This window comes from uncultured Faecalibacterium sp. (assembly GCF_900066275.1).
Taxonomy (GTDB): Bacteria; Bacillota; Clostridia; order Oscillospirales; family Ruminococcaceae; genus Faecalibacterium; species Faecalibacterium taiwanense.
This window is the reverse complement of sequence record NZ_FMFG01000039.1, coordinates 1-20,595: the sequence shown is the minus strand read 5'-3', so window position 1 is coordinate 20,595 and position 20,595 is coordinate 1. Positions and strand designations below refer to the sequence as shown.

Annotated in this window: 25 protein-coding genes; 5 read left to right on the top strand and 20 right to left on the bottom strand. The window is 54.5% G+C overall.

The window, feature by feature from the left end:
• The 19 genes from QZL71_RS11060 to QZL71_RS10970 all read right to left on the bottom strand — a co-directional run.
• Positions 1 to 105, bottom strand: a 105-nt coding sequence (locus QZL71_RS11060; protein ID WP_294648788.1) for an FAD-dependent oxidoreductase, incomplete at its 3' end; no start/stop codon positions are given.
• Between the two features lie 14 nt (positions 106 to 119).
• Positions 120 to 452 carry a thioredoxin gene (trxA, locus tag QZL71_RS11055; RefSeq protein ID WP_173014758.1) on the bottom strand — a complete coding sequence of 111 codons (333 nt, stop codon included), beginning with the start codon at positions 450 to 452 and terminating at the stop codon, positions 120 to 122.
• A 152-nt stretch (positions 453 to 604) separates the two neighbouring features.
• Complete coding sequence (locus QZL71_RS11050; protein WP_294648785.1) at positions 605 to 1,786, bottom strand: FprA family A-type flavoprotein; 1,182 nt, start codon at positions 1,784 to 1,786, stop codon at positions 605 to 607.
• A gap of 128 nt (positions 1,787 to 1,914) precedes the next feature.
• Positions 1,915 to 2,778, bottom strand: a complete 864-nt coding sequence (locus QZL71_RS11045) for a nitroreductase family protein (protein ID WP_294648783.1) — start codon at positions 2,776 to 2,778, stop codon at positions 1,915 to 1,917.
• A gap of 34 nt (positions 2,779 to 2,812) precedes the next feature.
• A complete protein-coding gene (locus QZL71_RS11040; protein ID WP_005946381.1) occupies positions 2,813 to 3,856 on the bottom strand; it encodes a ribonucleotide-diphosphate reductase subunit beta in 1,044 nt (347 codons plus the stop codon).
• 10 nt (positions 3,857 to 3,866) lie between these two features.
• A complete protein-coding gene (locus QZL71_RS11035; RefSeq protein WP_294648781.1) occupies positions 3,867 to 6,383 on the bottom strand; it encodes a ribonucleoside-diphosphate reductase subunit alpha in 2,517 nt (838 codons plus the stop codon).
• A gap of 165 nt (positions 6,384 to 6,548) precedes the next feature.
• On the bottom strand, positions 6,549 to 7,760 hold the full coding sequence (locus QZL71_RS11030) for an FprA family A-type flavoprotein (protein WP_005946385.1): 1,212 nt from the start codon (positions 7,758 to 7,760) through the stop codon (positions 6,549 to 6,551).
• Positions 7,761 to 7,783: 23 nt separating this feature from the next.
• Positions 7,784 to 9,697: an acyl-CoA dehydrogenase family protein gene (locus QZL71_RS11025; protein WP_294648779.1), complete on the bottom strand. Its 1,914-nt coding sequence runs from the start codon at positions 9,695 to 9,697 to the stop codon at positions 7,784 to 7,786.
• Positions 9,698 to 9,711: 14 nt separating this feature from the next.
• The gene (locus QZL71_RS11020; protein WP_294648777.1) at positions 9,712 to 10,152 is read right to left on the bottom strand and encodes an RrF2 family transcriptional regulator; all 441 of its coding nucleotides are present in this window, start codon (positions 10,150 to 10,152) and stop codon (positions 9,712 to 9,714) included.
• A 342-nt stretch (positions 10,153 to 10,494) separates the two neighbouring features.
• Positions 10,495 to 11,166: a GTP pyrophosphokinase gene (locus QZL71_RS11015; RefSeq protein ID WP_294648775.1), complete on the bottom strand. Its 672-nt coding sequence runs from the start codon at positions 11,164 to 11,166 to the stop codon at positions 10,495 to 10,497.
• Entirely contained in the window at positions 11,163 to 12,857 is a 1,695-nt protein-coding gene (locus tag QZL71_RS11010; RefSeq protein ID WP_294648773.1) for an FAD-dependent oxidoreductase, read from the bottom strand. The genes QZL71_RS11015 and QZL71_RS11010 overlap by 4 nt, the downstream gene beginning before the upstream one ends.
• Complete coding sequence (gene trxA / locus QZL71_RS11005; RefSeq protein WP_217212262.1) at positions 12,854 to 13,174, bottom strand: thioredoxin; 321 nt, start codon at positions 13,172 to 13,174, stop codon at positions 12,854 to 12,856. The genes QZL71_RS11010 and trxA (QZL71_RS11005) overlap by 4 nt, the downstream gene beginning before the upstream one ends.
• Positions 13,175 to 13,202: 28 nt before the next feature.
• Positions 13,203 to 13,778, bottom strand: a complete 576-nt coding sequence (locus QZL71_RS11000; RefSeq protein ID WP_294648771.1) for a 4Fe-4S binding protein — start codon at positions 13,776 to 13,778, stop codon at positions 13,203 to 13,205.
• Entirely contained in the window at positions 13,775 to 13,978 is a 204-nt protein-coding gene (locus tag QZL71_RS10995) for a 4Fe-4S binding protein (protein WP_005946404.1), read from the bottom strand. Before QZL71_RS10995 ends, QZL71_RS11000 begins: the two co-directional genes overlap by 4 nt.
• An 18-nt stretch (positions 13,979 to 13,996) precedes the next feature.
• A complete protein-coding gene (locus QZL71_RS10990) occupies positions 13,997 to 14,215 on the bottom strand; it encodes a ferredoxin-thioredoxin reductase catalytic domain-containing protein (protein WP_117533893.1) in 219 nt (72 codons plus the stop codon).
• Between the two features lie 102 nt (positions 14,216 to 14,317).
• Positions 14,318 to 14,692 (bottom strand): desulfoferrodoxin family protein, encoded by a 375-nt coding sequence (locus QZL71_RS10985; protein WP_005946408.1) that lies wholly within the window; start codon positions 14,690 to 14,692, stop codon positions 14,318 to 14,320.
• Positions 14,693 to 14,713: 21 nt separating this feature from the next.
• Positions 14,714 to 15,256: a rubrerythrin gene (gene rbr, locus QZL71_RS10980; RefSeq protein WP_117506262.1), complete on the bottom strand. Its 543-nt coding sequence runs from the start codon at positions 15,254 to 15,256 to the stop codon at positions 14,714 to 14,716.
• 103 nt (positions 15,257 to 15,359) lie between these two features.
• Positions 15,360 to 16,016 carry a Crp/Fnr family transcriptional regulator gene (locus tag QZL71_RS10975; RefSeq protein ID WP_097771467.1) on the bottom strand — a complete coding sequence of 219 codons (657 nt, stop codon included), beginning with the start codon at positions 16,014 to 16,016 and terminating at the stop codon, positions 15,360 to 15,362.
• 1 nt (position 16,017) lies between these two features.
• Positions 16,018 to 16,797, bottom strand: a complete 780-nt coding sequence (locus tag QZL71_RS10970; protein WP_117949759.1) for a DUF134 domain-containing protein — start codon at positions 16,795 to 16,797, stop codon at positions 16,018 to 16,020.
• Positions 16,798 to 17,073: 276 nt separating this feature from the next.
• On the opposite strand from QZL71_RS10970, the gene QZL71_RS10965 reads away from it, so the two are divergent.
• The 5 genes from QZL71_RS10965 to QZL71_RS10945 all read left to right on the top strand — a co-directional run bounded on the left by QZL71_RS10965 (position 17,074) and on the right by QZL71_RS10945 (position 20,045).
• Positions 17,074 to 17,259 (top strand): DUF6219 family protein, encoded by a 186-nt coding sequence (locus QZL71_RS10965; protein WP_294648769.1) that lies wholly within the window; start codon positions 17,074 to 17,076, stop codon positions 17,257 to 17,259.
• Positions 17,260 to 17,376: 117 nt separating this feature from the next.
• Entirely contained in the window at positions 17,377 to 17,592 is a 216-nt protein-coding gene (locus QZL71_RS10960; RefSeq protein ID WP_227619334.1) for a type I restriction enzyme endonuclease domain-containing protein, read from the top strand.
• Positions 17,593 to 17,754: 162 nt separating this feature from the next.
• A complete protein-coding gene (locus QZL71_RS10955; protein ID WP_055189766.1) occupies positions 17,755 to 18,042 on the top strand; it encodes a hypothetical protein in 288 nt (95 codons plus the stop codon).
• Between the two features lie 19 nt (positions 18,043 to 18,061).
• Positions 18,062 to 19,567 carry a Y-family DNA polymerase gene (locus QZL71_RS10950; RefSeq protein WP_294648767.1) on the top strand — a complete coding sequence of 502 codons (1,506 nt, stop codon included), beginning with the start codon at positions 18,062 to 18,064 and terminating at the stop codon, positions 19,565 to 19,567.
• A complete protein-coding gene (locus tag QZL71_RS10945; RefSeq protein WP_294648765.1) occupies positions 19,548 to 20,045 on the top strand; it encodes a hypothetical protein in 498 nt (165 codons plus the stop codon). Before QZL71_RS10950 ends, QZL71_RS10945 begins: the two co-directional genes overlap by 20 nt.
• A gap of 252 nt (positions 20,046 to 20,297) precedes the next feature.
• Here the strand turns inward: QZL71_RS10945 and QZL71_RS10940 are convergent.
• Positions 20,298 to 20,595 (bottom strand): hypothetical protein (locus tag QZL71_RS10940; protein WP_294648763.1); only part of this gene is annotated, 298 nt, incomplete at its 5' end.

The following is a 20,595-nucleotide window of genomic DNA, read 5'->3' as shown; positions in this document are numbered from 1 at the left end:
CAGCACGATGGTGTCCAGCCCCGCCCGTGCCGCGTACAGGGCGGCGGTGTAGCCGCCCGGGCCGCCGCCCACCACGAGCATATCATAAACATGATTGTTGTTCATATCTGAACCCTCCGTTATTTCGCCAAGGCTTCCTGAATGAAACGGTCGATTTCTGCCTTTGAGCCGGGCGCGATGATGGAATCCACGGCCTTTCCGTTCCGGTACAGCACCAGAGTTGGGATGTCCTCGATTCCCTCGGCCCCCGCCAGCCGCGGCTCCTCGTCAATGTTGATCTTGCCGACGGCGAGGCTGTCCGCGTATTCCTCTCCGATCTTCTCATACGCGGGGCCGATCCTCCGGCAGTAGCTGCACCAGGGCGCCCAGAAATCCACCAAAACGGGCTTTTTCTCCCGGATCGCCTGCTCAAACTGCTCCTGATTCATGTTCATAGCTGCCATATCTGTCAGCTCCTTTCCTTTGTTTGGGTATTCTCAAGACTCCGGTCTCGCCCCACACCACATCGTGACCTCAACCTGAGATGACGGTACTCTGCCCTTGGGACATAAAGCAGATGAGTAAGACCATCATCTGTACGAAAATAGCTGCGGTTTATTGCAGCTTATTCTGCGCAGAGCTCAGCCACCAGAGCGTCCATCTGCGCTTCGCTGGTTTGGTTCAATGCACCACGCAGAGACACTACCGTTTCGTAAAGGTGGATATCCTTCATCTCCTCCAATTTGGTGCGCATCAGCCGCGCGGCTGCAGGTGCCCAAGAGCCGTCTTCAATAAGGCCAACCCGGCGGTTTCGGAATCCCTTTGTCCGTAAATGTTCCAAAAACTCCCTCATGGGCGGAAACAGTTCTCCGTCATAGGTGGCGCTGGCTAAAACCAACTTCCCGCAGTAGAACGCACTGGCAACAGCGTAGGAAAGATCTGTCACAGTGAGATCACAGATGTTGACCTGTACGCCTTTTTTCTCTAATTTACCCTTGAGGGTCTTCGCCGCATGGGCAGTATTTCCATGGATGGATGCGTGGGCAATCAGTATGCTCTCCGATTCTTCTGGTTCCCATTGTGACCAGAGATCATAGAGCCGCAGACACTCCTCCAGCCCTTCTGTAAGCACGGGACCGTGGAGCGGGCAGATTGTTTTGATCTCCAGCGCGGAGATTTTTTTCAGCAGAGCCTGCACCTGTGCGCCATATTTCCCGATAATATTGTAATAATACCGTCGGGCCTGCGGCACCCAGGGGGCACGGGCAGTCCGTTCCAGTGAGCCAAAGCGTCCGAAGGCATCCGCCGAGAACAGGATTTTTTCCGTTTCCTCATACGCCGTCATCACCTCTGGCCAGTGTACCATCGGCGCCAGCAGAAAGCGCAGCCGGTGCAAACCCAAGGAAAGCGTATCTCTTTCGCCAACCTCCAGCATACGGTCTTCCGACAATGCACCTGTGCCGAAGAACTGCTTGATCAGGGTAAATGTTTTCGCGTTTCCCACGATCTTCATCTCCGGGTACTTTTGTGCCAGCCGCATGAGACTGCCGGAATGATCCGGCTCCATGTGTGTGACCACAAGATAGTCGGGCCTGCGCCCCTCCAACACCCGCGCCACATTGGAAAGCCATTCTTCCGTTGCCCGTGCGTCCACGCTGTCCATCACGGCAATCTTCTCATCCAGAATGACATAGGAGTTGTAGCTCACTCCCATAGGCTGGACGGGGTACTGGTTTTCAAAGAGTGCCAATGTGTTATCATCCACCCCTACATAGCGGATGGCATCTGTTACCGTTTGGATAGCCATATAAAATATACCTCCTATTTTCCTTACTCAGACTCTGACTGATAGGTTCTTCTTTTCTAACGAAACATACGCTCAACCGCGGATCGACGGTCGCGCATTTTACCGTTGCCTTGCTTCCCCCAGAGTCGTTACATGTGGTACACCGCAGCGGAGCGAAGTCCTTCCGGCAGGCCGTCGGGCGCAGCAGGTGAAAGTTCCCAGCGTACCTGCCCCGCCCACTTGGAGGCGACGGCGGAGAAGTGGAGCATGACAATACCGAGATCCAATGCGGCATCCAAATTATCGGTGTAGGCATCCTCCTGCTGCACCAAATAGATGCTGTGATCCTGCACAAGGAAGCCATAGGGCTGACGGTTGAGATAGCTGGGGGAGAGCGAAGCGGCGTAGAAGGACTGCCAGAGCATATCGTCGTAGAAGTCCATCATCTCGTCAAGCCCAGACTTGTTGCTCCAGCTCCCCATGTGAACCAAATCGTGCACGCCCTTTTTGGGCGCGTAGTACTGCTGCTCGGCCCGCACATCGATCTGAGACATACTTAGGATATTCAGCCGCAGCTTTCTTGCGGTCTTTTCCCCGTAGCCAAAGGCAACGATTGCCGCCACCTCTAACGGGGTGGCGAGAGACAGTGCCTTTTTGATTTTGTCGCTGTCGGTGAAGGTCATCCAGCAGGTGTCAATGTCCAACTCAGTCAGCTTGAGGACAAGATCTTCCATCATGTAGCCGGCGTTGATGGCTGCGTAGGAATGCGGGGCAGACATAAGGAGCAGGTAGTGCGGTGCTCCGATGAGAAATTGATTATAGCCCGCTGAGCTCTCCAGCGCCGGCTGTGCATCCTTGTCCAAGACGATCAACTCCGTTGCAATCTCCGGGACAAGACGGGGGCAGGTCTTTTCATAGTAGGATCGGAGCTGGCCGATAGCCTCGCTCGGAACTTCCTTTTCGCGGAATGCGTGAACGGATCTGCGATATTGGATCATAGCGCTGTAATTCATAGTAGTATCTCCTATTCTGATGTCTTTGGTTTTCTTATAAATCGTCTATCAGTGCGGTGCTCTTGGCGTAGGCGGTACTGCGTGCCTCAAAGAAATCGGTCTTGACCATGTTGGCGTCGGCGTACTGGCTGACCCATTCCATGCTCTCCGGTTCGCTCTCAAAGCCTGGATACAATGCGGGATAGCCAAGGCTCGTCCAGCGGAGGTTGCCGAGATAGCGGATGTAATCGCTGATCATCTGCCGGTTCAGCCCCGGGATGTCGTCGCCGATCACATAATGCCCCCATGCGATCTCCTGTTCCACGCCCTCACGCATCATCTCGCGCAGCGCTTGTACGCTCTCGGCGGTGAACAACTCCGGCTGCTCCTTTTGCAGCTCCGTGATGATATTGCGGAACAGCCACAAGTGCGTGTTCTCATCGCGGTTTATGTAGCGAATCTCCTGCGCCGAGCCGGGCATCTTCCCGTTTCGGGAGAGATTGTAGAAGAACATAAAGCCGCTGTAAAAATAGATGCCCTCCAAAATATAGTTTGCCATCATCACGCGCAGCAGCGTGGGAGCGTCCTTCCTCTCCTGAAACTCGTTGTAGCAGTCCCCAATGAAGGTGTTGCGGCGCAGCAGATGCTCGTCCGTTTTCCATTGGTAGAGGATGTCATTGCGCTCCACGGGGGAACAGATGGTGTCGAGCATATAGCTGTAGCTCTGTGAGTGGACACACTCCTGAAACGCCTGAATGGACAGGCAGAGATTAACCTCGTTGGCGGTAATGTAGGCGCCGATATTAGGCAGGTTCGCTGTCTGAATGGAATCCAAAAAGACAAGAAAACTCAGAATTTTATCGTAGGCGCTGCGCTCGGCTGACAGCAGGCGGGGATAGTCCTTCACATCCTGCGAGAGATTGATCTCCTCAGGGATCCAAAAGTTGTTCATGGCCTGCCGGTACCAGTCGCTGACCCAAGCGTACTTCATATTGTTGAAGTCGTTGAGGTTGGTGGTATTGCCGCCGATCATGCGCCGCAGGCGCACATCAGGGTCGCCCTCCGGGTTAAAGAGGGGCTTTTTCTTCAGTTCCGTCATGCTATCCTCCTTATGACGAGCAGCTTTCGCAGGCCTCGACCTCAAGGGCCTTGCTGCGGACATAGTAAATGGTCTTGACGCCGGCCCTCCACGCCTCCAAATACAGTCTGAGCACCTGACGCATGGAATAGTCGTTGGTGATATAGAGATTCATGCTCTGCGCCTGGTCAATATGTCTCTGGCGAAGGCCCGCGGCGCGTACCGACCAGCTTTGGTCGATCAGATGCGCCGCCTTATAGTACCACCATGTATCCATAGAAAGCTCCGGAGCAACGCGGGGCAGCATGCTGCCCTTTTTTTCCTCTAAAAAGAATTTCTTCATAATTGGATCTATGCCCGCCGACGTGCCGGAGAGGATAGATGTGCTGGAGGTCGGTGCGACCGCCAGCAGATAGGCGTTGCGCATTCCCTGCACCGCCACCGTTTTCGCAAGCGCCCGCCACTTTTCGGAGGTATAACCCCGCTTTTCAAAATACGCGCCCGTCTGCCAGTCGCTGCCCTCAAAGAGCGCGTAACGACCCTTTTCCAGTGCCAAAGCTGTGTCCGCCTTGACAGCGGCGTAGTTGATGAGCTCGAACACTGCGTCGGTGAAGGCAAGGTGCTCATCGCTCTCCCAGTGGATGCCGCGCTTTGCCAGCATGTGGTGGTAGCCGCTGACGCCCAAGCCGATGCTGCGGTACTTCTGATTGGTAAGCCGCGCGTATTCCAACGGGTAGAAGTTGAGGTCGATCACATTATCCAGTGCGCGGATGGCCGTTTCCACCGTGCGTTCCATATAGGCCTCGTCCTCCACCGGCAGATTACCGAGAGACAGACTCGCCAGATTGCAGACCACAAACTCACCTGGGCGTGTGGCCGTCACCACAATTGTGTCGCCGTTCTCCGTGTGCACCTCAGTGCTGATGTGCTCGATGGGTGCCATGTTCTGCGCGATCTCCGTACAGAGATTGGAGCAATAGATCATTCCCGTGTGGCCGTTTGGGTTCATATGATTTACACTGTCGCGATTGAAAGCGAAGGGTGTGCCGGTCTCCACTGCCGAGCGAAGCACCAGCCGCACGATGTCCTTGACGGTGACGCTGCGCTTTTCGATGCGCGGGTCATTGACGCAGTCCAGATACCGCTTCTCCCATTCTGTACCCCAGTAATCCTCCAGTGCGTAGCCCTTGACCGTGAGGATCTCATGCGGACACATGAGATGCCACGGCGCGTCTATGTTCTCCTCCGCCAGTCGCCAGAAGAGATCCGGATAGCACACGGCGGGAAACACATCATGTGCCTTCATGCGGTCGTCGCCGTTGTTGGTGCGCAGTTGAAGGAATTCCGGCAGATCCCGGTGCCATGCGTCTAAGTAAACCGCCACAGCGCCCTGCCGCATCCCCAACTGATCCACCGCCACGGCGGTGTCGTTGACCAGCCGGATCCAGCGGATAACACCGCCCGCCGCCCCTTGAAAGCCGCGGATGGTGCTGCCTGCAGCGCGCACCTTACCGAAGTACATCCCCATTCCACCGCCGAATTTAGAGACCTTTGCGAAGTTGTCCAGCGAGCGGTAGATGCCGTCCAGACTGTCCGGCACAGTGTCCACAAAGCAGCTTGAAAGCTGATGGTAGGGTTTTCGTGCGTTGGACATGGTAGGTGTCGCCATCGTGACCTCCATACGGCTGAGCATATCGTAAAAGCGTTTTACCCACCCCATGCGGTCAGAGCCTTCGCTCATAGCAAGATGCAGCGCGATACCCAAAAACATCTCCTGCGGTGTTTCCAGCGGCACGCGGCTGCGTGACTGGATCACATAGCGTTTGAGCAGCAGGTCAAGGCCGGAGTAGGTAAACAGCTCGTCCCGTTCCGGGCAGAGAAAGTCCTCCGCCATGGAAATCTCCTCGTGGGTATAGTGGGCAAGGATATAGTCACCGTAGAGTCCCTTATCCGTCAGATAGCGAAGCTTGCCATAGAGGTCGCCGACGCCGCGCCCCTCCCATTCCTGTGCGTTGCGACAGCGAAAGGAGTGGTTCAGAAGCCGCGCCGCGATGAACTCCCACTTGGGTGCCTCTGCCGTAGTCAGCTCTACCGCCGCCTTGGTCAGTGCCTCAGCCCGCTCATCCTCCGTCATGCCCAGGCGACAGAAACTCTCAAACTTCATTTGAAGCGCCGCGAGGGAGTAGACTTCCTCGGTAAAATCCATCTGGATGCGGCGCAGCACCTCATCAAGCGAGTCATCCCCCACCGTCCGCGCGATGGTATGCCGGACACGGCGCAGCGCAGACCGCTTTTCGCGGTAGAGGATGTACGCCTTGGCCACCTCATAGTGTCCGCGCTCCATGAGCGTTCGCTCCACCTCGTCCTGCACACGTTCCACGGTGAGCGGCACTGTGACGGAGAGATTGTTGAGAACGGTGGCGAGGATCTCATCCATCTCTCTGCTCCCGATCTCCTTGCCCTGTCCGTCAAACGCCTTTTTCATGGCGTTGAAAATTTTCTCCTGTTGAAAGGGAACAGACTCCCCGTTTCGTTTTCTGATCTCCATTTCGATCCTCTCATCTTCTCCGGTCACTTCTCATGTCCTTTTGGGCAAAGAGCGGGCAAGCGCAGTATCACGCTTGCCCGCTCTGTTTTTGAAAGCCGGTTTTTCTGCAGCCGACGCGGTGGGGCTGTTTGTTGTCTGTTGTCTTGGTTTTGGCTTTCCTGCCAGTTACTTCATAGATTCCAGAATGGCGTCCGCCAGTGCTTCCAGCTCAGTGCGCTTGTCCGTGCCCATGGACGAGGCGAGGCTGAGCCGCTCGTTGAGCACCGTCATGTTCTTAAGCTCATTGTTGACGAATTTCTGCATGAGGTCACCGGACTTCACCGCCCATGAGCCGTTTTCAATGATGGCAAAGGTGCGGTTTTGCAGATTCAGCGCCTTCATATCCATGAGGAAGTCATGCATGGCAGGGTAGATGCCGAGGTTGTAGGTCACAGAGGCCAGGACAATGTGACTGTACTTAAACGCCTCGGAGATCAGCTGGGAGACATGAGTGGAGGACACATCGTACATCGCCACCTTGCTCATGCCCTTATCGCAGAGCGACGTCGCCAGCGCCTGCGCCGCGTTCTCCGTGTTGCCATACATAGAGGCGTAGACGATGAGCACGCCCTGGGTTTCAGGGGCATAGCGGCTCCATGTGTCGTATTTTTCGATGAACCAGCCCAGATCCTTGCGCCACACGGGGCCGTGGAGCGGGCAGATGTACTTGATCTGATCCAAAACGCCGCCGGCCTTTTTCAGCAGGAGCTGGATGTGGGGGCCGTACTTGCCCACGATGTTGGTAAGGTAGCGGCGGGCGTCGTCCAGCCAGTCCCGCTCGAAGTCCACCTCGTCGGCGAACAGCTTGCCGTCCAGCGCGCCGAAGGTGCCGAAGGCGTCGGCGGAAAAGAGGACGCCGTCGGTGACGTCGAGGGTCACCATGGCCTCCGGCCAGTGAACCATAGGCGCGCCCACAAAGGTGACGGTGTGCTTGCCGAAGGAGAAGGTGTCGCCCTCCTTCACCTCGATGCACTCATGTCCGTCCACATGGAAGCCGAACTGCCGCATGAGCATGAATGCCTTCTCGTTGGAGATCAGTTTCACCTTGGGATGGCGCAGCAGGATCTCCTCGATGCAGGCGGCGTGATCCGGCTCCAGATGGTTGACCAGCAGGTAGTCCAGCTCGCGGCCATCCAGCACATACGCCAGATTTTCCAAAAGCTGGCGGCAGGCAGACCAGTCCACCGTGTCAAAGAGCACCGTCTTTTCATCCAGCAGGCAGTAGGCGTTGTAGCTTACGCCCCGTGGAATGGGAAAGCAGTTTTCAAACAGGGCCAGACGATGGTCGTTGGCACCCACCCAGTAGAGGTCGTTCGTTACTTTACGCACGCAATACATCTTATCTTGCCTCCTTCACGGCCTCAAGCCTTTACAAATTGATCTTTCGTCTCCGCGCACTCGGGACAAACCCACTCGGCGGGAAGCTGCTCAAAGAGCGTACCGGGCGCGATCTCGCCGTCCTCGTCGCCCAACTCCGGCACATACTCGTAGCCGCAGCCGCTGCAGACGTAGCGGTTGCCGATGGGGGCGGGCTTCGGCGGCGTGGGCCGCTTCATCTTTACCATGGGCGGCGCGGGCAGCTTTTCGCCGCTATCCAGCGCGGCAGTGAGCAGGGGCAGGATCTCCTCCACATCGCCCACGATGCCGTAGTCGCAGTTCTTGAAGATAGGCGCGTTACCGTTCTTATTGATGGCCACGATGGTGGAGGCGTCCTTGATGCCCTTAAGGTGCTGGGATGCGCCGGAGATGCCGCAGGCGATGTACAGATTGCCGGTGAACTTCTGACCGGACATACCCACATAGCGGTTCAGCGGCAGATATTTGAGAGTCTCCGCCACAGGGCGGGAAGAACCGATGGCCGCGCCGGCGGCCTTGGCCAGCGACTCTACCAGTTTCATGTTCTTTTTCTCCCCGATGCCCTTGCCCGCGGAGACCACCCGCTCCGCCTGCGGGATGGGCGTATCCATAGGAATGCCGACGGAGAAGTCGTGACCATCCTTCTTCAGCGCCGCCACAAGGTCGGCCACCTGCTGGGCAGCATCCCCCTCCCGGAAGATGGTCTTTTTGCGAATGCCGGTGATGGGCGCGGGTTTCTTGGCCGCCGAACGGCTCTCGCCGCCGGAGCTCTTGCCCAGCCTGCCCAACAGATGAGAGGCGATGACCACCCGCTGGATCTCGTTAGTGCCCTCGTAGAGGGTGGTGATCTTGGCGTCGCGGTAGGCCCGTTCCACCTCCATGCCCTTGAGGTAGCCGCTGCCGCCGTGGATCTGCAAGGCATCGTTGGTGACCTCCAGCGCGATGTCCGAGGCGTACATCTTCGCCATGGCGGACTCCATGCCGTAAGGCGCGTGCTGCTCCTTCAGCTCCGCCGCGGAGTAGATGAGGAACCGGGCGCAGCGCAGCTTGGTTGCCATATCCGCCAGCTTGAAGGCGATGCTCTGCTGGGCCGCGATGGGCTTGCCGAACTGGACGCGCTCCTTGGAATAGCTCAACGCGTGCTCAAACGCGCCCTGGGCGATGCCCAGCGCCTGCGCGGCGATGCCGATGCGTCCGCCGTCCAGCGTGGACATGGCAATCTTGAAGCCCTCGCCCTCCTTGCCCAATAGGTTTTCCTTGGGAACCTTCACGTTGTTGAAGATCAGCTCCGCCGTGGAGGAGGAGCGAATACCCATCTTGTCATAGTGGTCGCCGAACTCAAAGCCCTTCCAGCCCTTCTCCACGATGAAAGCGGAGATGCCCCGGGTGCCGATGTCCGGCGTGGTGACGGCGAAAACCACATAGGTGTCCGCCTTAGGGGCGTTGGTAATGAAGATCTTGCTGCCGTTGAGGAGGTAGTAGTCCCCCTTATCCAGCGCCGTGGTCTCCGTGCCGCCGGCGTCGGATCCGGCGTTGGTCTCCGTAAGGCCGAAGGCGCCGATCTTCTCGCCCTTGGCCAGCGGAACCAGATATTTCTTCTTCTGCTCCTCGGTGCCATAGGCGAAAATGGGCCATGAGCCGAGGGAGACGTGGGCGGAGAGGATTACGCCCGTGCCGCCGTCCACACGGGCCAGCTCCTCCACCGCGATGGCGTAGCTCAGAGCATCAAGACCGGCACCACCGTACTCCTTGGGGTAGGGAATGCCCATCCAGCCCAGCTTACCCAGCTTCTTGACAGCCTCCTCGGGAAACTCATTGTTCTGATCCATTAAAAATGCGAGGGGCTTGATCTCCTCCTCCGCAAAACTCCGGATCTTCGCGCGCAGCTCTTCGTGCGCCGACGTGGTTTGAAACAGCATACGGGTACCTCCTTTTAAAAATTTAACAGCTTGCTTGTATCTTGGGGATCGGATCCGCCGGTCAGCAGCCTGCGCAGACTCACGGCACGGAACGCCTCGTCCTGCTTTTGCTGCAAGGCCGCCAGCTGACAGTGGATGGTGCACCGCCCATGCTTGTCCTGCCAGTGGCATTCATATCCCGGCTCCATGCAGGCGCACAGGATGCCCCGCTCCCCCACGACCCCCATGAGATCGTAGAGGGAGGTCGCGTCCAGATCGCAGGACAGCTCGCAGCCGCCGAGAGCGCCGCGGCTCACCCGCACCAAATTGCCGGCGGAGAGCTTGCGCAGAATCTGGTAGGCAAACTGATTGGGGATCAATTCCGTTTCCGACATCTCGGCCACCGAATGCTTCTCCCCGTCCATCAGCACCCGCAAAATGCGCAGCGCGTAGTCCGTCTCTTTGGTGATGATCATGCTCCACATCCTCTTTTCGCTTGCTTGTTAATACCATAATATCAATCTTGATAAAATTTGTCAAGATAGTTTCAAAAAAAATATCGCTTTATTACAGACCGCCCCAGACCGGGTCAGCTTCGCTTTCAATTCAGCGAAAAGCCATGTTCCTTACAATTATAGAAGCCGAAAAAGCTGTGCCGTGGCAGTCCGCCAAAAGCAGAAAAGACTATGCCTGAAAACCAGAAAGCGGAGAAATTGGTTGGGGCTCGCAGGGGTCGCCCATCCAAGGCGGATGAGGCGGTCCCTGGCAAGTCCAAGGCAAGCACCAAAGTGCGTGCTTTTCATTTTATATCCGACGCACTATGTTAAGATGTGCAGTAGATGTTCCATTTTTCTGTCCCATTCTCTGCTGGAATCGGCGCACTCTTTCAATTCAGTTTCGACTTCAGCATTGATCGGGAAGTTTTTCTTATAGCGGATGGTATGCTCAAGGCTTGCCCAGAAGTCCATAGCGATTGTACGGAGTTGTATCTCCACCGGCACATGGATCTCTTTTTCCGCAAAGAATACCGGCAACCGGATCGTCAGGTGCAGACTGCGATAGCCATTTGGCTTAGGGTGTGAAATATAATCTTTCTCCGTGATGATTTCAATGTCAGACTGATCTTTTAAGCACTTTGCCAAAAAGAACACATCCTCCTCGAAAGAGCAGATCACCCGCACACCGGCAATATCCATGATATTTGTCTGCATGGTCGGAAAATCCAGAGGAAGTCCGCGTTTCTGCATCTTATTCATAATGCTGGACGGCGACTTCAAGCGGCTTTTTATACTTTCTATCGGATTGCGATCATGCTGCAATGAAAACTCTTCGTTTAGAATTTCCAACCTGCTTTCCAGTGCTTTCAGCGCACATCGGTATTGCAGCATGACCTCCTGATACCTGCGATTTTCGCTTAAAAGGCGCTGGCACTGCAGATCATCTAAGCCTTTATCTGCCGCAACCGTCAAGCCAAATAAATTTTCACTCATAGTTTCTCCATTCCGCAGGGATAGGCGCTCCGCGCTGTCTGCTGCTCTTGTGTTACGACCTGATAAAAACTGTATCCGCCGGAGAGATGGGAACAGCTGAAACCATACTGCGTCAAAAGCCGACAGGCCAGATAACTGCGAAGCCCAGTCTGGCAATTCACATAGATAGGCTTGTCCCGCTCTAACTCGTCCAAGTGCTCCCGCAGATCGTCCAGTGGAATATTGCGGAATCCATTCAAGTGCCCACGCCGATATTCGCCTTCCGTGCGGACGTCCAGCAGCGTCGCACTGCCATCGCAGGGCAAGTCCTCAACATCATTCCAATGGAACTGCTGCACTTTCCCGCTCTCCAAGTCCTCGATCATAAAACCGGCCATATTGACCGGATCTTTGGCAGAGGAATAGGGCGGCGCATAGGAAAGGTCAAGTTCCGTCAGTTCCAAAGCTGTCATTTTTGCGCGAATGGCCGTTGCCAGTACATCAATACGCTTGTCCACACCGTCGCCGCCAACGATCTGCGCACCGAGCAACCGCAGGCTTTCTTTTTCATACAGTACCTTCATTGCCATTGACCGTGCGCCGGGATAATAGGCAGCGTGGGATGCTGGGAAAAGTACGACTTTGTCGTAAGCGATTCCTGCTGCCTGCGCTACCTTTTCATTGATACCCGTGGAGGCCGCTGTCAAGCCAAACAGTTTCAGAACAGACGAACCCTGAGAGCCGGTAAAGTGGCTGTTGCCGCCGCAGATATTGTCAGCGGCAATGCGTCCCTGCTTGTTGGCGGGTCCCGCCAGCGAAATCAACGCTTTCTGCCCGGTTACAAAATGGGTGACCTCTACGGCATCGCCCACAGCATAGATGTCCGGCACGGAGGTTTCCATCCGTTCGGTGACAGCGATGCTTCCACGAATACCAAGCTCAAGACCGACATCTTCTGCTAAATGCGTGTCCGGGGTAACACCGATGGCCAGCAACACCATATCCGAATGCAGCGGCTCACTACTCTCCAACAGAGTCAGCACGGAATCTCCGTCCTGTCGGAATCCGGTAACGGTTTCCCCCAACCGCAGAGTCACGCCGTGTCTGCGCATTTCCGCATGGACAAAGCTCGCCATGTCCGCATCCAGTGGTGCTAATAGCTGATTGGGTCGCTGAACGATGGTGACAGAAACGCCCATTTCTGTAAGGTTTTCCGCCATTTCCAGACCGATAAAGCCGCCGCCAGCCAAAACAGCGTTTTTCGGCTTCTGATCCTCTACAAAGCGCCTAATGCGGAGGGTATCCTCCACGGTGCGCAGCGTGAAAACACGCTCACTGCTGACGCCGGAAAGCGCAGGAACCGTCGGCTTTGCGCCGGGGGCAAGAAGCAGTTTGTCATAGGTTTCCGTATAGATCTTCCCGCTGTCCAGTGTGCGGACCGTGACGGTTTTCTCTGCGGGATTGATCGCAGTTACTTCCTGCCGTACCCGCACATCAATGCGAAAACGGTCCCAGAAGCTCTCCGGAGTTTGCAGTGTCAGTTCTTCTTGCTCCTTGATCACACCGCCCACATAATACGGCAGACCGCAGTTGGCATAGGACACATAGCCGCTACGCTCGATCATGATGATCTGCGCGTGTTCATCCAAACGGCGGATGCGGGCAGCAGCAGAAGCACCGCCCGCCACGCCGCCTACAATTACGACCTTCATTTCACGCCCTCCACCATTGCGGCGATCTCCGACTTAGGCCGATAGCCGACCGATTTGGCAACGGCCTTTCCATCCTTGAATACGACCAGCATCGGGATGCTGGATACTTGAAAACGCATTGCCAGCTCCATCTGCTCGTCCACGTTGACCTTGCCCACCTTGAGCGTACCGCTTTTTTCTTCGGCAAGCTCATGCAGTATGGGAGAGAGCATTTTGCACGGTCCGCACCAGTCCGCATAGAAATCCAGCAGGATGGGCTTGTCGGAATGCAGTACCTCATTTTCAAAATTCGCAGCAGTAATTTTCAGTTCAGCCATGAGAAAGGCTCCGTTCTGTTATCTTTGTTTATTCTTTGTTTTTCAGCTTGCAAATGCCCTGCGTCATGGTTCCCATCGGGCAAAACGCACACCATGTGCGGGGCATGTAGAGCACCATAACGATCAGACCCAGCAGCAGAGAGGTCAGCATGAGGCTATAAAAGCCAAAGCTGAACTGCGCCATCCAATCAGCGACTGTACCGGCTGTATAAGTCCAGCTCCACGGCACACGGAATGTCCAGAACAGCTTAATGGCCTCCCGCAGGGACGTAGCACCAGCAGCGACCAGATAGGTCTGGAACACCATGTTGCCGAACATCGTCAGGAAAAAGAGTAAAAAGGCATAACGGAACCACTTGGAGGACATCCAGCGGGGCGTGGGCTTGCAGCGGGAGCATTTAAGGTCTGTCCCCAGCTTGCTGAACAGTTGACCCCGTCCGCAGAGATGGTTGCAAAAGAATTTGTTCCCGCCAAAGATGGCTAAAAGCAGCGGCAGAAGAAAATCGATCATACCCAGCCACGCGAACAGGATATTGAAAAAGCCCAGTGCAAAATAGATGATGGCATATACCCACAGGTAATCGTACCAATGCTTTGCTTTCATGCGTCAGCCCTCACTTTCACCTCAATGCAGCCGACGGGACAGAGCTTTGCGCACTTGCCGCAGCCTACGCAGCGTTCCGCCTCCACGGCGGCGTAGCAGCCACGGCGCACCTTGACGGCCCCCAGTGGACAGGTATTTTCACACACACCACAGGCGACACACCGCGTCTTATCTATGGCAGCCAGTTTCTTTGACAGCATAGCTTTCCTCCCTTAATCCTACAAGGATTTGTAATAGAGCATACAGTGGCAGACCCCCTCGAAGCGCGGATCTGCAATTGGATTCTTGAACTCCTGGCACATACATTTGGTTGCCTCTGTGCGCTCCCTGCGGCAGGGGCAGTACCCGCCGGTGCGCTTGAGTCCTTTTCTGATGGTGCTGACAATCTCCTGATCGGGATTGAGATTGATTTTCACGTTCGCCAGCTCTTTCTTGATTGTGGCTTTATCATACCGCAGGACAAAGTCTTTTTCTGTGACGAGGTTACATTGATAAAAAAAATCCGGTGCTTTTTGAGCACCGGATTTTAAGAAGGTGAATTACGCTTTCCACAGACTGTGGAGGTTGCAGTAGGCGTAGACCGCCTCGACCTCATCGCCCTCGCAGAGAGCGAAGCAGACCTCCGGCTTTTCGCCAGGATGCAGTTCCTTACGCTGATTGCCCTGCTTGGTCTGGAGAGATACCCATTCGATGTAGTGCTCCGGCAGCATGGGGTGCTCCACAGAGCCGACCTTGACATGGACGATGCCGTTTTCCACCGTCCAGACAGGGACGTGCTTCTCCACGGCAGCGTCGGTGGTGCCGGGAACGATCTCGCTCATCGGCTCGCCGCAGCAGACGACAGGGACGCCTGCGTCCTTAACTTTGGCAATGATGTTGCCACAATGCTTGCAAATGTAAAACTTCTGCTCCATGATAATTCTCCTTTTCTTTCTTTAATAGTTTTCTGCGTGAATTTCAAAATAGCTCTGGGGATGGTTGCAGGTGGGGCAAACCTCTGGAGCTTTCTCACCGATCACAATGTGACCGCAGTTGCGGCACTCCCATACCTTGACCTCACTCTTGGCAAAGACCTCTGCCATCTCCACATTGTGCAACAGGGCACGGTAGCGCTCCTCATGGTGCTTTTCAATGGCGGCTACCAGGCGGAAACGCTGGGCCAGCTCATGAAAGCCTTCCTCATCGGCAGTTTTGGCAAAGCCATCGTACATATCCGTCCACTCGTAGTTCTCACCCTCAGCGGCGGAGAGAAGGTTTTCTGCGGTGTCGCCAATGCCGTTCAGTTCTTTGAACCACAGCTTGGCGTGTTCCTTCTCATTATCAGCGGTTTTGAGGAACAGTGCCGCGATCTGCTCAAAGCCTTCCTTCTTGGCCTTGGATGCAAAATAGGTGTACTTGTTGCGTGCCTCGGACTCACCGGCAAAGGCAGCCATCAGGTTTTTTTCGGTTTGAGTTCCTGCGTATTTCGTTTCTTTCATGGTGGATACTCCTTCCTGCTTTTCTGCTTTTCTGCTTTTCTGCTTTTCTGCTTTTATTGTAGCAAATCTATGATTTTATTCCGTGACGAAGTCACATTCCTTTTTATTTTAGACGATTTAGTCTGTTCTTATCCCGCAGCGTGATTGCACCACGCTTCAGCTCCACCAGTCCGTCCTCCGAGAAGCTTTTGAGCATCCGTGCCACTGCCTCCCGTGCCGAGCTGATGTGCTGGGCGATCTGCTCATGGGTCATACGTATCGTGTCGGAGCCGGTACGTTCCGCTTCGGCAAAGAGAAATTCTGCCAGACGCTGATCCAGCCCCTTGAACATGATCTGCTGCATCGCCCACATCACATCAGAAAACCGTTTCGTTGCCAGTTCATAGAGAAAACAGCGGACATGGAGATTTTTCTCCTTGAGTGCAGCAATGACATTTGCAGGGATAATCAGAACGTCCGTATCCATTCCGGCAGTCATTTGCGTATCAAAGGTGATCTGACTGATCACGCAGGAGGCGGAAAGCACGCATAGCTCGCCCGGATATAGGCGGAACAGCGTTACCTCCCGCCCCTCATCAGAGAGAAGATAAGTGCGGATCTCGCCGGAAAGAATAAACAGCATTCCGAGACATTCATTGTCGCTGCTGTGAACGAACGCACCCTTTTTATAATGACGGACAAAGGCACTTCGGCGTAGTGTGTCCATTTCGCGTTCGGTCAAGGATGACCAGAACGGAAGTTGTGTCAGTGTGCGTTCCATATCAATGGCAGCTATGCTTGCCGCAGCCGTGGTCACCGCAGGAGTGACCAGCCTCGCCGTGCTCATGATCATGGTGGTCACAATGAACATTGGGATCGTAGCCCAGATTTCCGTTGAGCAATGCGCTCACCGCAGCATCAGCGTCCCCGCTGACACCGCCGTAGAGCTTGATGCCCGCTTCGGCCAGAGCTGCCTGCGCACCGCCGCCGATGCCTCCGCAAATCAAAGTGTCCACGCCGTTCTGCATCAGGAAGCCTGCCAGTGCGCCGTGACCGCTGCCGTTGGTGTCAACGACTTTCGCATGAGTGATTTTGCCGTCCACAGCTTCATAAAGCTTGAACTGCTCGGTGTGACCGAAATGCTGAAAGATTTGACCGTTTTCATAGGTAACTGCAATTTTCATAATGGAATCTCCTTTGCAAGTTTTGCCTAATTTTTCCATGTTGGTTCTCTGCATCCGGCAGCAACGGCCGCAGTGAGCTGCCTCCTGTCCTCCGCAAATGCGGTAGTTTCCCCCGGTGATGTGCAGCGGTTTCCCGTGGACAAGACACGCTGCAATCTTGCGCCGTGCGCCTTCGTAAATCTCCTGCACGGTAGAGCGTGAAATGTCCATCTGCGCGGCACACTGCTCGTGGGTTTGCTGCTCCAAGTCAACCAGCCGAATGACCTCGTATTCGTCCAGCGTCAGCAGGATCGGCTCGGTATTCTCGCACCCGTTGGGACAGAATGTATCGACCTGTGATACGCCACAAATTTGACGGCACCGTGGCGGTCTTGGCATGGGAGCTTTCTTCCCTTTGTATTCGGTATATTCCGATTGTAGCACTTTGAGCAGAAAAAAGCAATTTTTTTCAAAAGCTGCTACATTTTCCGTCCTCATATGTGTGCCGGCTGATATTCGGAGTCGAATGCTACATGTGAGCCTTGTTCGTAATGCCCACCGAGCATGACCGTAGCGGCAGTCACAGCATCCACATGAAAGCGTTCCCGGTAATGCTTGCGTTTTCGTAAAAAAACGTTATAATTGAATCAGTTAAATCAAAGGAGGCATCAAATCATGAAATCACATAAATACTGGGCCTTAGGCGCACTTTTCTGTATGTTGGGATGCATTTATTCTGGAATCAAAAAATCTATGACTGCGCATAAATACTTTGCCTATTCTTCATTGATTTGTATGGGCATGTCCATTTATTCCGGTCACAAACTGGTTTCTCCAAAGAAGAAAAAATCACTAAATTAAATAATAGTGAGAATAGTTAAACAAAAAAATTCCTTTCTTTATCTTTATTCTCCTTGCCCTGCGGGACCAGTATGATTTTGAATACGGAACCGATAAAGAGGTTGACGGTGTGCTGTCATCAACGACAAGTGCAAGGCTCTGGCGCAAAAGGTCAAAGAGATTATCGACACCAAATCTTCGTTTGCTGACTGGCTGAACAATCAGAACGTCCGCAATCAGTTGAAGCTGGAGATCAAGATCTGCCTTGTAAAAAACGGCTATCCTCCACAGTACAGCCCCGAAGTTTTCAAAAAGGTCATGGAGCAGGTTGAGAACTTTGAGGAGAACAATTAAATCATCTATAAAGAAAAAATACAGCTATATTCAGGCTTCACACTGAAATATAGCTGTATTTTTTTGCATCGCTAACAATTGTTGTGCTCCCTCTTGAAAACAGCGTAAAGATTTATTATAATAAGATGAATGGTTGTGATTTTCGCAAAGGAGCTGTGAAGAATGAATCGAAACTGCCGTCGCAAAACGGAAAAGGTCTATGTGAAAGTGACTTCTGATTTTGATGCAACAGGCTATATGCAGCCCCGGCAGATCACATGGGGCGATGGTCGGACGTATCCCATCGAGCAGGTGCGGGACTTTCGCCCTGCAAATACCATTGCCGATATGCCCGGCGACTGTTATACTGTAATGGTAAAGGGGCAGGAACGGCACCTGTTTTTTGAGCGTTCCGACCCACGGTTTCCCTCCCGGTTCGGCCGGTGGTTCGTTGAGGTGGAAACCAAATAACACAGAGGAGGGCTGAAGTATGGCAGCGCAGCGCACCTATCTGGCAATCGACCTGAAAAGTTTCTATGCCTCGGTGGAGTGCGTAGACCGCCATCTGGACCCCCTGACCACCAATCTGGTGGTGGCAGACGCCTCCCGCACCGAAAAGACCATCTGCCTTGCGGTGTCGCCCTCCCTGAAAGCTTACAAGATACCTGGCAGAGCACGGCTGTTTGAAGCCGTTCAGCGGGTGAAAGAGGTCAACGCTCAGCGGCTGCAAACTGCCATCCGGCAACACAAGGCAGTCCGGGGAGAGGATGGCAAATACCACTTTGCCAGCACCTCTTTTGATGCCAACGCCCTGAACGCAGACCCGGCGCTAGGGCTGAGCTATATTGTTGCGCCGCCCCGGATGCAGCGATATCTGGACGTTTCTACCCAAATCTACAAGACCTACCTCAAATATGTATCCCCGGTGGATATCTACCCCTATTCCATCGACGAGGTTTTCATTGATGTGACGGGCTATCTGCCCTACTACCACATGAGCGCCCACGAGCTTGCCATGACCATGGTGCGGGAGGTGCTGTACAACACCGGCATCACCGCAACGGCAGGCATCGGCACCAACCTCTACCTTGCAAAGCTGGCCATGGACATTGTGGCAAAGCACATTCCGGCAGACAAGGAGGGTGTCCGCATTGCAGAGCTGGACGAGCAGTCCTATCGGTATCTGCTGTGGAACCACCGCCCTTTGACGGATTTCTGGATGACAGGCCCCGGCACCGTCAAACGGCTGGAAGCCCACGGCATCTACACCATGGGGGATTTGGCACGGTTTTCCATCCACGGAGAGGATCGTCTGTATGAGATTTTCGGCGTGGATGCGGAAATTCTCATTGACCACGCATGGGGCTACGAACCCTGCGGCATGGAACAAATCAAAAGCTACAAGCCCAGCACCAACAGCATCAGCGAGGGGCAGGTGCTGACCTGCCCTTACCCCAATGACAAAGCCAAGCTCATCGTCCGGGAGATGGCGGAGATTCTGATGTTCCGGCTTACGGAAAAGAAACTGGTGACGGAATCCATCACCTTGGAGATCGGCTACGACCGGGAGAACGTGGACAAGGGCGGCTACCGTGGTCTGACCCAGACCGACCGCTACGGCAGAATCATCCCCAAGGCAGCTCACGGCACCATCCGGTTTGATGCGCCCACCAATCTGGGCAGCACCATCATCAACGAAAGCGCAAAGCTGTTTGAGCGCATCACCGACCCGGCGCTGACGGTGCGGCGCATTACCATCAATGCCAACAAGGTCACGCCGGACGAGGGCATCTATCAGGTGGACTTTTTCACCGACACCAAGAAGCTGGAAAAGGAGAAAAAACTCCAGCAAGCCATGCTGGGCATCAAGAACAAGTACGGCAAAAATGCCGTACTGAAAGCCAGCAGCTACGAGGAAGGTGCCACCATGCGCCAGCGCAATGCGCAGATCGGTGGTCACAGCGCAGGAGGTTCGGATGGAAAACTACAAAAATAGCAAGATCGGACAAGAGACCGCCCAAAAGTACGGGGACATCATAGAGATGGAACGCCTCCAGACCGAAGAATCCCTTCGCAAGCACCCCCGCATGACTTTACAGAACCGGGCAAAGATTTTCTCTCCCTTTGCAGCCTTGCGTGGTTATGATGAGCAGCTTGCCGCAGAAAAGCAGCGCACCGAGCGGGTGACCAAGCGCATTCTGACCGAGGAAGAAATGTCCGCCCTGTCCGATCGGCTGATGCAGGTTACCAAGGGTATGACCATCACGGTGCGGTATTTCAAAGAGGATACCGCCCACCCGGAGGTTCCGGCGGTGGGCAACTACATCACCCTGACCGGAAGGGTAGACCGCATCGACCCGGTGTTCCGCACCTTGCAGGTGGGCGACACCGTGGTGCCCTTTGAAGATCTGGTTGAGATCAGTGGGGAAAGCATCATGGAGATTGACCAATATCTCGGCATTACAGAGGATTAAGCACAAAAAAGGCCACCAGTCGAAAAAACGGCTGGTGGTCTTGCTTACTTATGCTGTATCGCCGGGAGCTGTTTGATTTTATTTCCGACTTTTTTGCGTTCCAGTGAGAACACCATATCTGGAGTACGCTCAAAAAATCCTATGTCACGTTTCCAGCTTGTCCCACACTTGCAATGGAACAGCCCTGTGAACTGCTGTTTCATCTTGCGCCCGCAGTTTGGGCAGATATGTTTACTTGCCCCCCATATTGCATTACTGGAGTTTTGCAAGGATTTCCTCAGCCGTCATACCGCTGGCCAGCAGCTTCTTCAGCACATCTTCTGCTTCGCCTTTCTTTGCTTCTTCCATTGCCTTTGCTTCGGCGGCAGCTTTTTTGTTTTCGGCTTTGGTAAGTTCCTTGGTGACGGCTTTCAATTCTGCTTTCTTGGCTTTCATCTGCGTTTTCAGATCATCGAGATTTGCAGTCAGCGTAGCAACCTCAGATTCGATTTTTTCCTTTTCAGCGGTCTTTTCTGCAACGACGGCTGCATAATCAACGCTGGCCTTTACA

Coding starts and splice junctions, on each gene's coding strand:
- QZL71_RS11050 (WP_294648785.1), bottom strand. CDS start 1,786: ATGGCTATCCAAACGGTAACAGATGCCATCCGCTATGTAGGGGTGGAT.
- QZL71_RS11045 (WP_294648783.1), bottom strand. CDS start 2,778: ATGAATTACAGCGCTATGATCCAATATCGCAGATCCGTTCACGCATTC.
- QZL71_RS11040 (WP_005946381.1), bottom strand. CDS start 3,856: ATGACGGAACTGAAGAAAAAGCCCCTCTTTAACCCGGAGGGCGACCCT.
- QZL71_RS11035 (WP_294648781.1), bottom strand. CDS start 6,383: ATGGAGATCAGAAAACGAAACGGGGAGTCTGTTCCCTTTCAACAGGAG.
- QZL71_RS11030 (WP_005946385.1), bottom strand. CDS start 7,760: ATGTATTGCGTGCGTAAAGTAACGAACGACCTCTACTGGGTGGGTGCC.
- QZL71_RS11025 (WP_294648779.1), bottom strand. CDS start 9,697: ATGCTGTTTCAAACCACGTCGGCGCACGAAGAGCTGCGCGCGAAGATC.
- QZL71_RS11020 (WP_294648777.1), bottom strand. CDS start 10,152: ATGATCATCACCAAAGAGACGGACTACGCGCTGCGCATTTTGCGGGTG.
- QZL71_RS11015 (WP_294648775.1), bottom strand. CDS start 11,166: ATGAGTGAAAATTTATTTGGCTTGACGGTTGCGGCAGATAAAGGCTTA.
- QZL71_RS11010 (WP_294648773.1), bottom strand. CDS start 12,857: ATGAAGGTCGTAATTGTAGGCGGCGTGGCGGGCGGTGCTTCTGCTGCT.
- trxA (WP_217212262.1), bottom strand. CDS start 13,174: ATGGCTGAACTGAAAATTACTGCTGCGAATTTTGAAAATGAGGTACTG.
- QZL71_RS11000 (WP_294648771.1), bottom strand. CDS start 13,778: ATGAAAGCAAAGCATTGGTACGATTACCTGTGGGTATATGCCATCATC.
- QZL71_RS10995 (WP_005946404.1), bottom strand. CDS start 13,978: ATGCTGTCAAAGAAACTGGCTGCCATAGATAAGACGCGGTGTGTCGCC.
- QZL71_RS10985 (WP_005946408.1), bottom strand. CDS start 14,692: ATGGAGCAGAAGTTTTACATTTGCAAGCATTGTGGCAACATCATTGCC.
- rbr (WP_117506262.1), bottom strand. CDS start 15,256: ATGAAAGAAACGAAATACGCAGGAACTCAAACCGAAAAAAACCTGATG.
- QZL71_RS10975 (WP_097771467.1), bottom strand. CDS start 16,016: ATGGAACGCACACTGACACAACTTCCGTTCTGGTCATCCTTGACCGAA.
- QZL71_RS10970 (WP_117949759.1), bottom strand. CDS start 16,797: ATGCCAAGACCGCCACGGTGCCGTCAAATTTGTGGCGTATCACAGGTC.
- QZL71_RS10965 (WP_294648769.1), top strand. CDS start 17,074: ATGAAATCACATAAATACTGGGCCTTAGGCGCACTTTTCTGTATGTTG.
- QZL71_RS10955 (WP_055189766.1), top strand. CDS start 17,755: ATGAATCGAAACTGCCGTCGCAAAACGGAAAAGGTCTATGTGAAAGTG.
- QZL71_RS10950 (WP_294648767.1), top strand. CDS start 18,062: ATGGCAGCGCAGCGCACCTATCTGGCAATCGACCTGAAAAGTTTCTAT.
- QZL71_RS10945 (WP_294648765.1), top strand. CDS start 19,548: ATGGAAAACTACAAAAATAGCAAGATCGGACAAGAGACCGCCCAAAAG.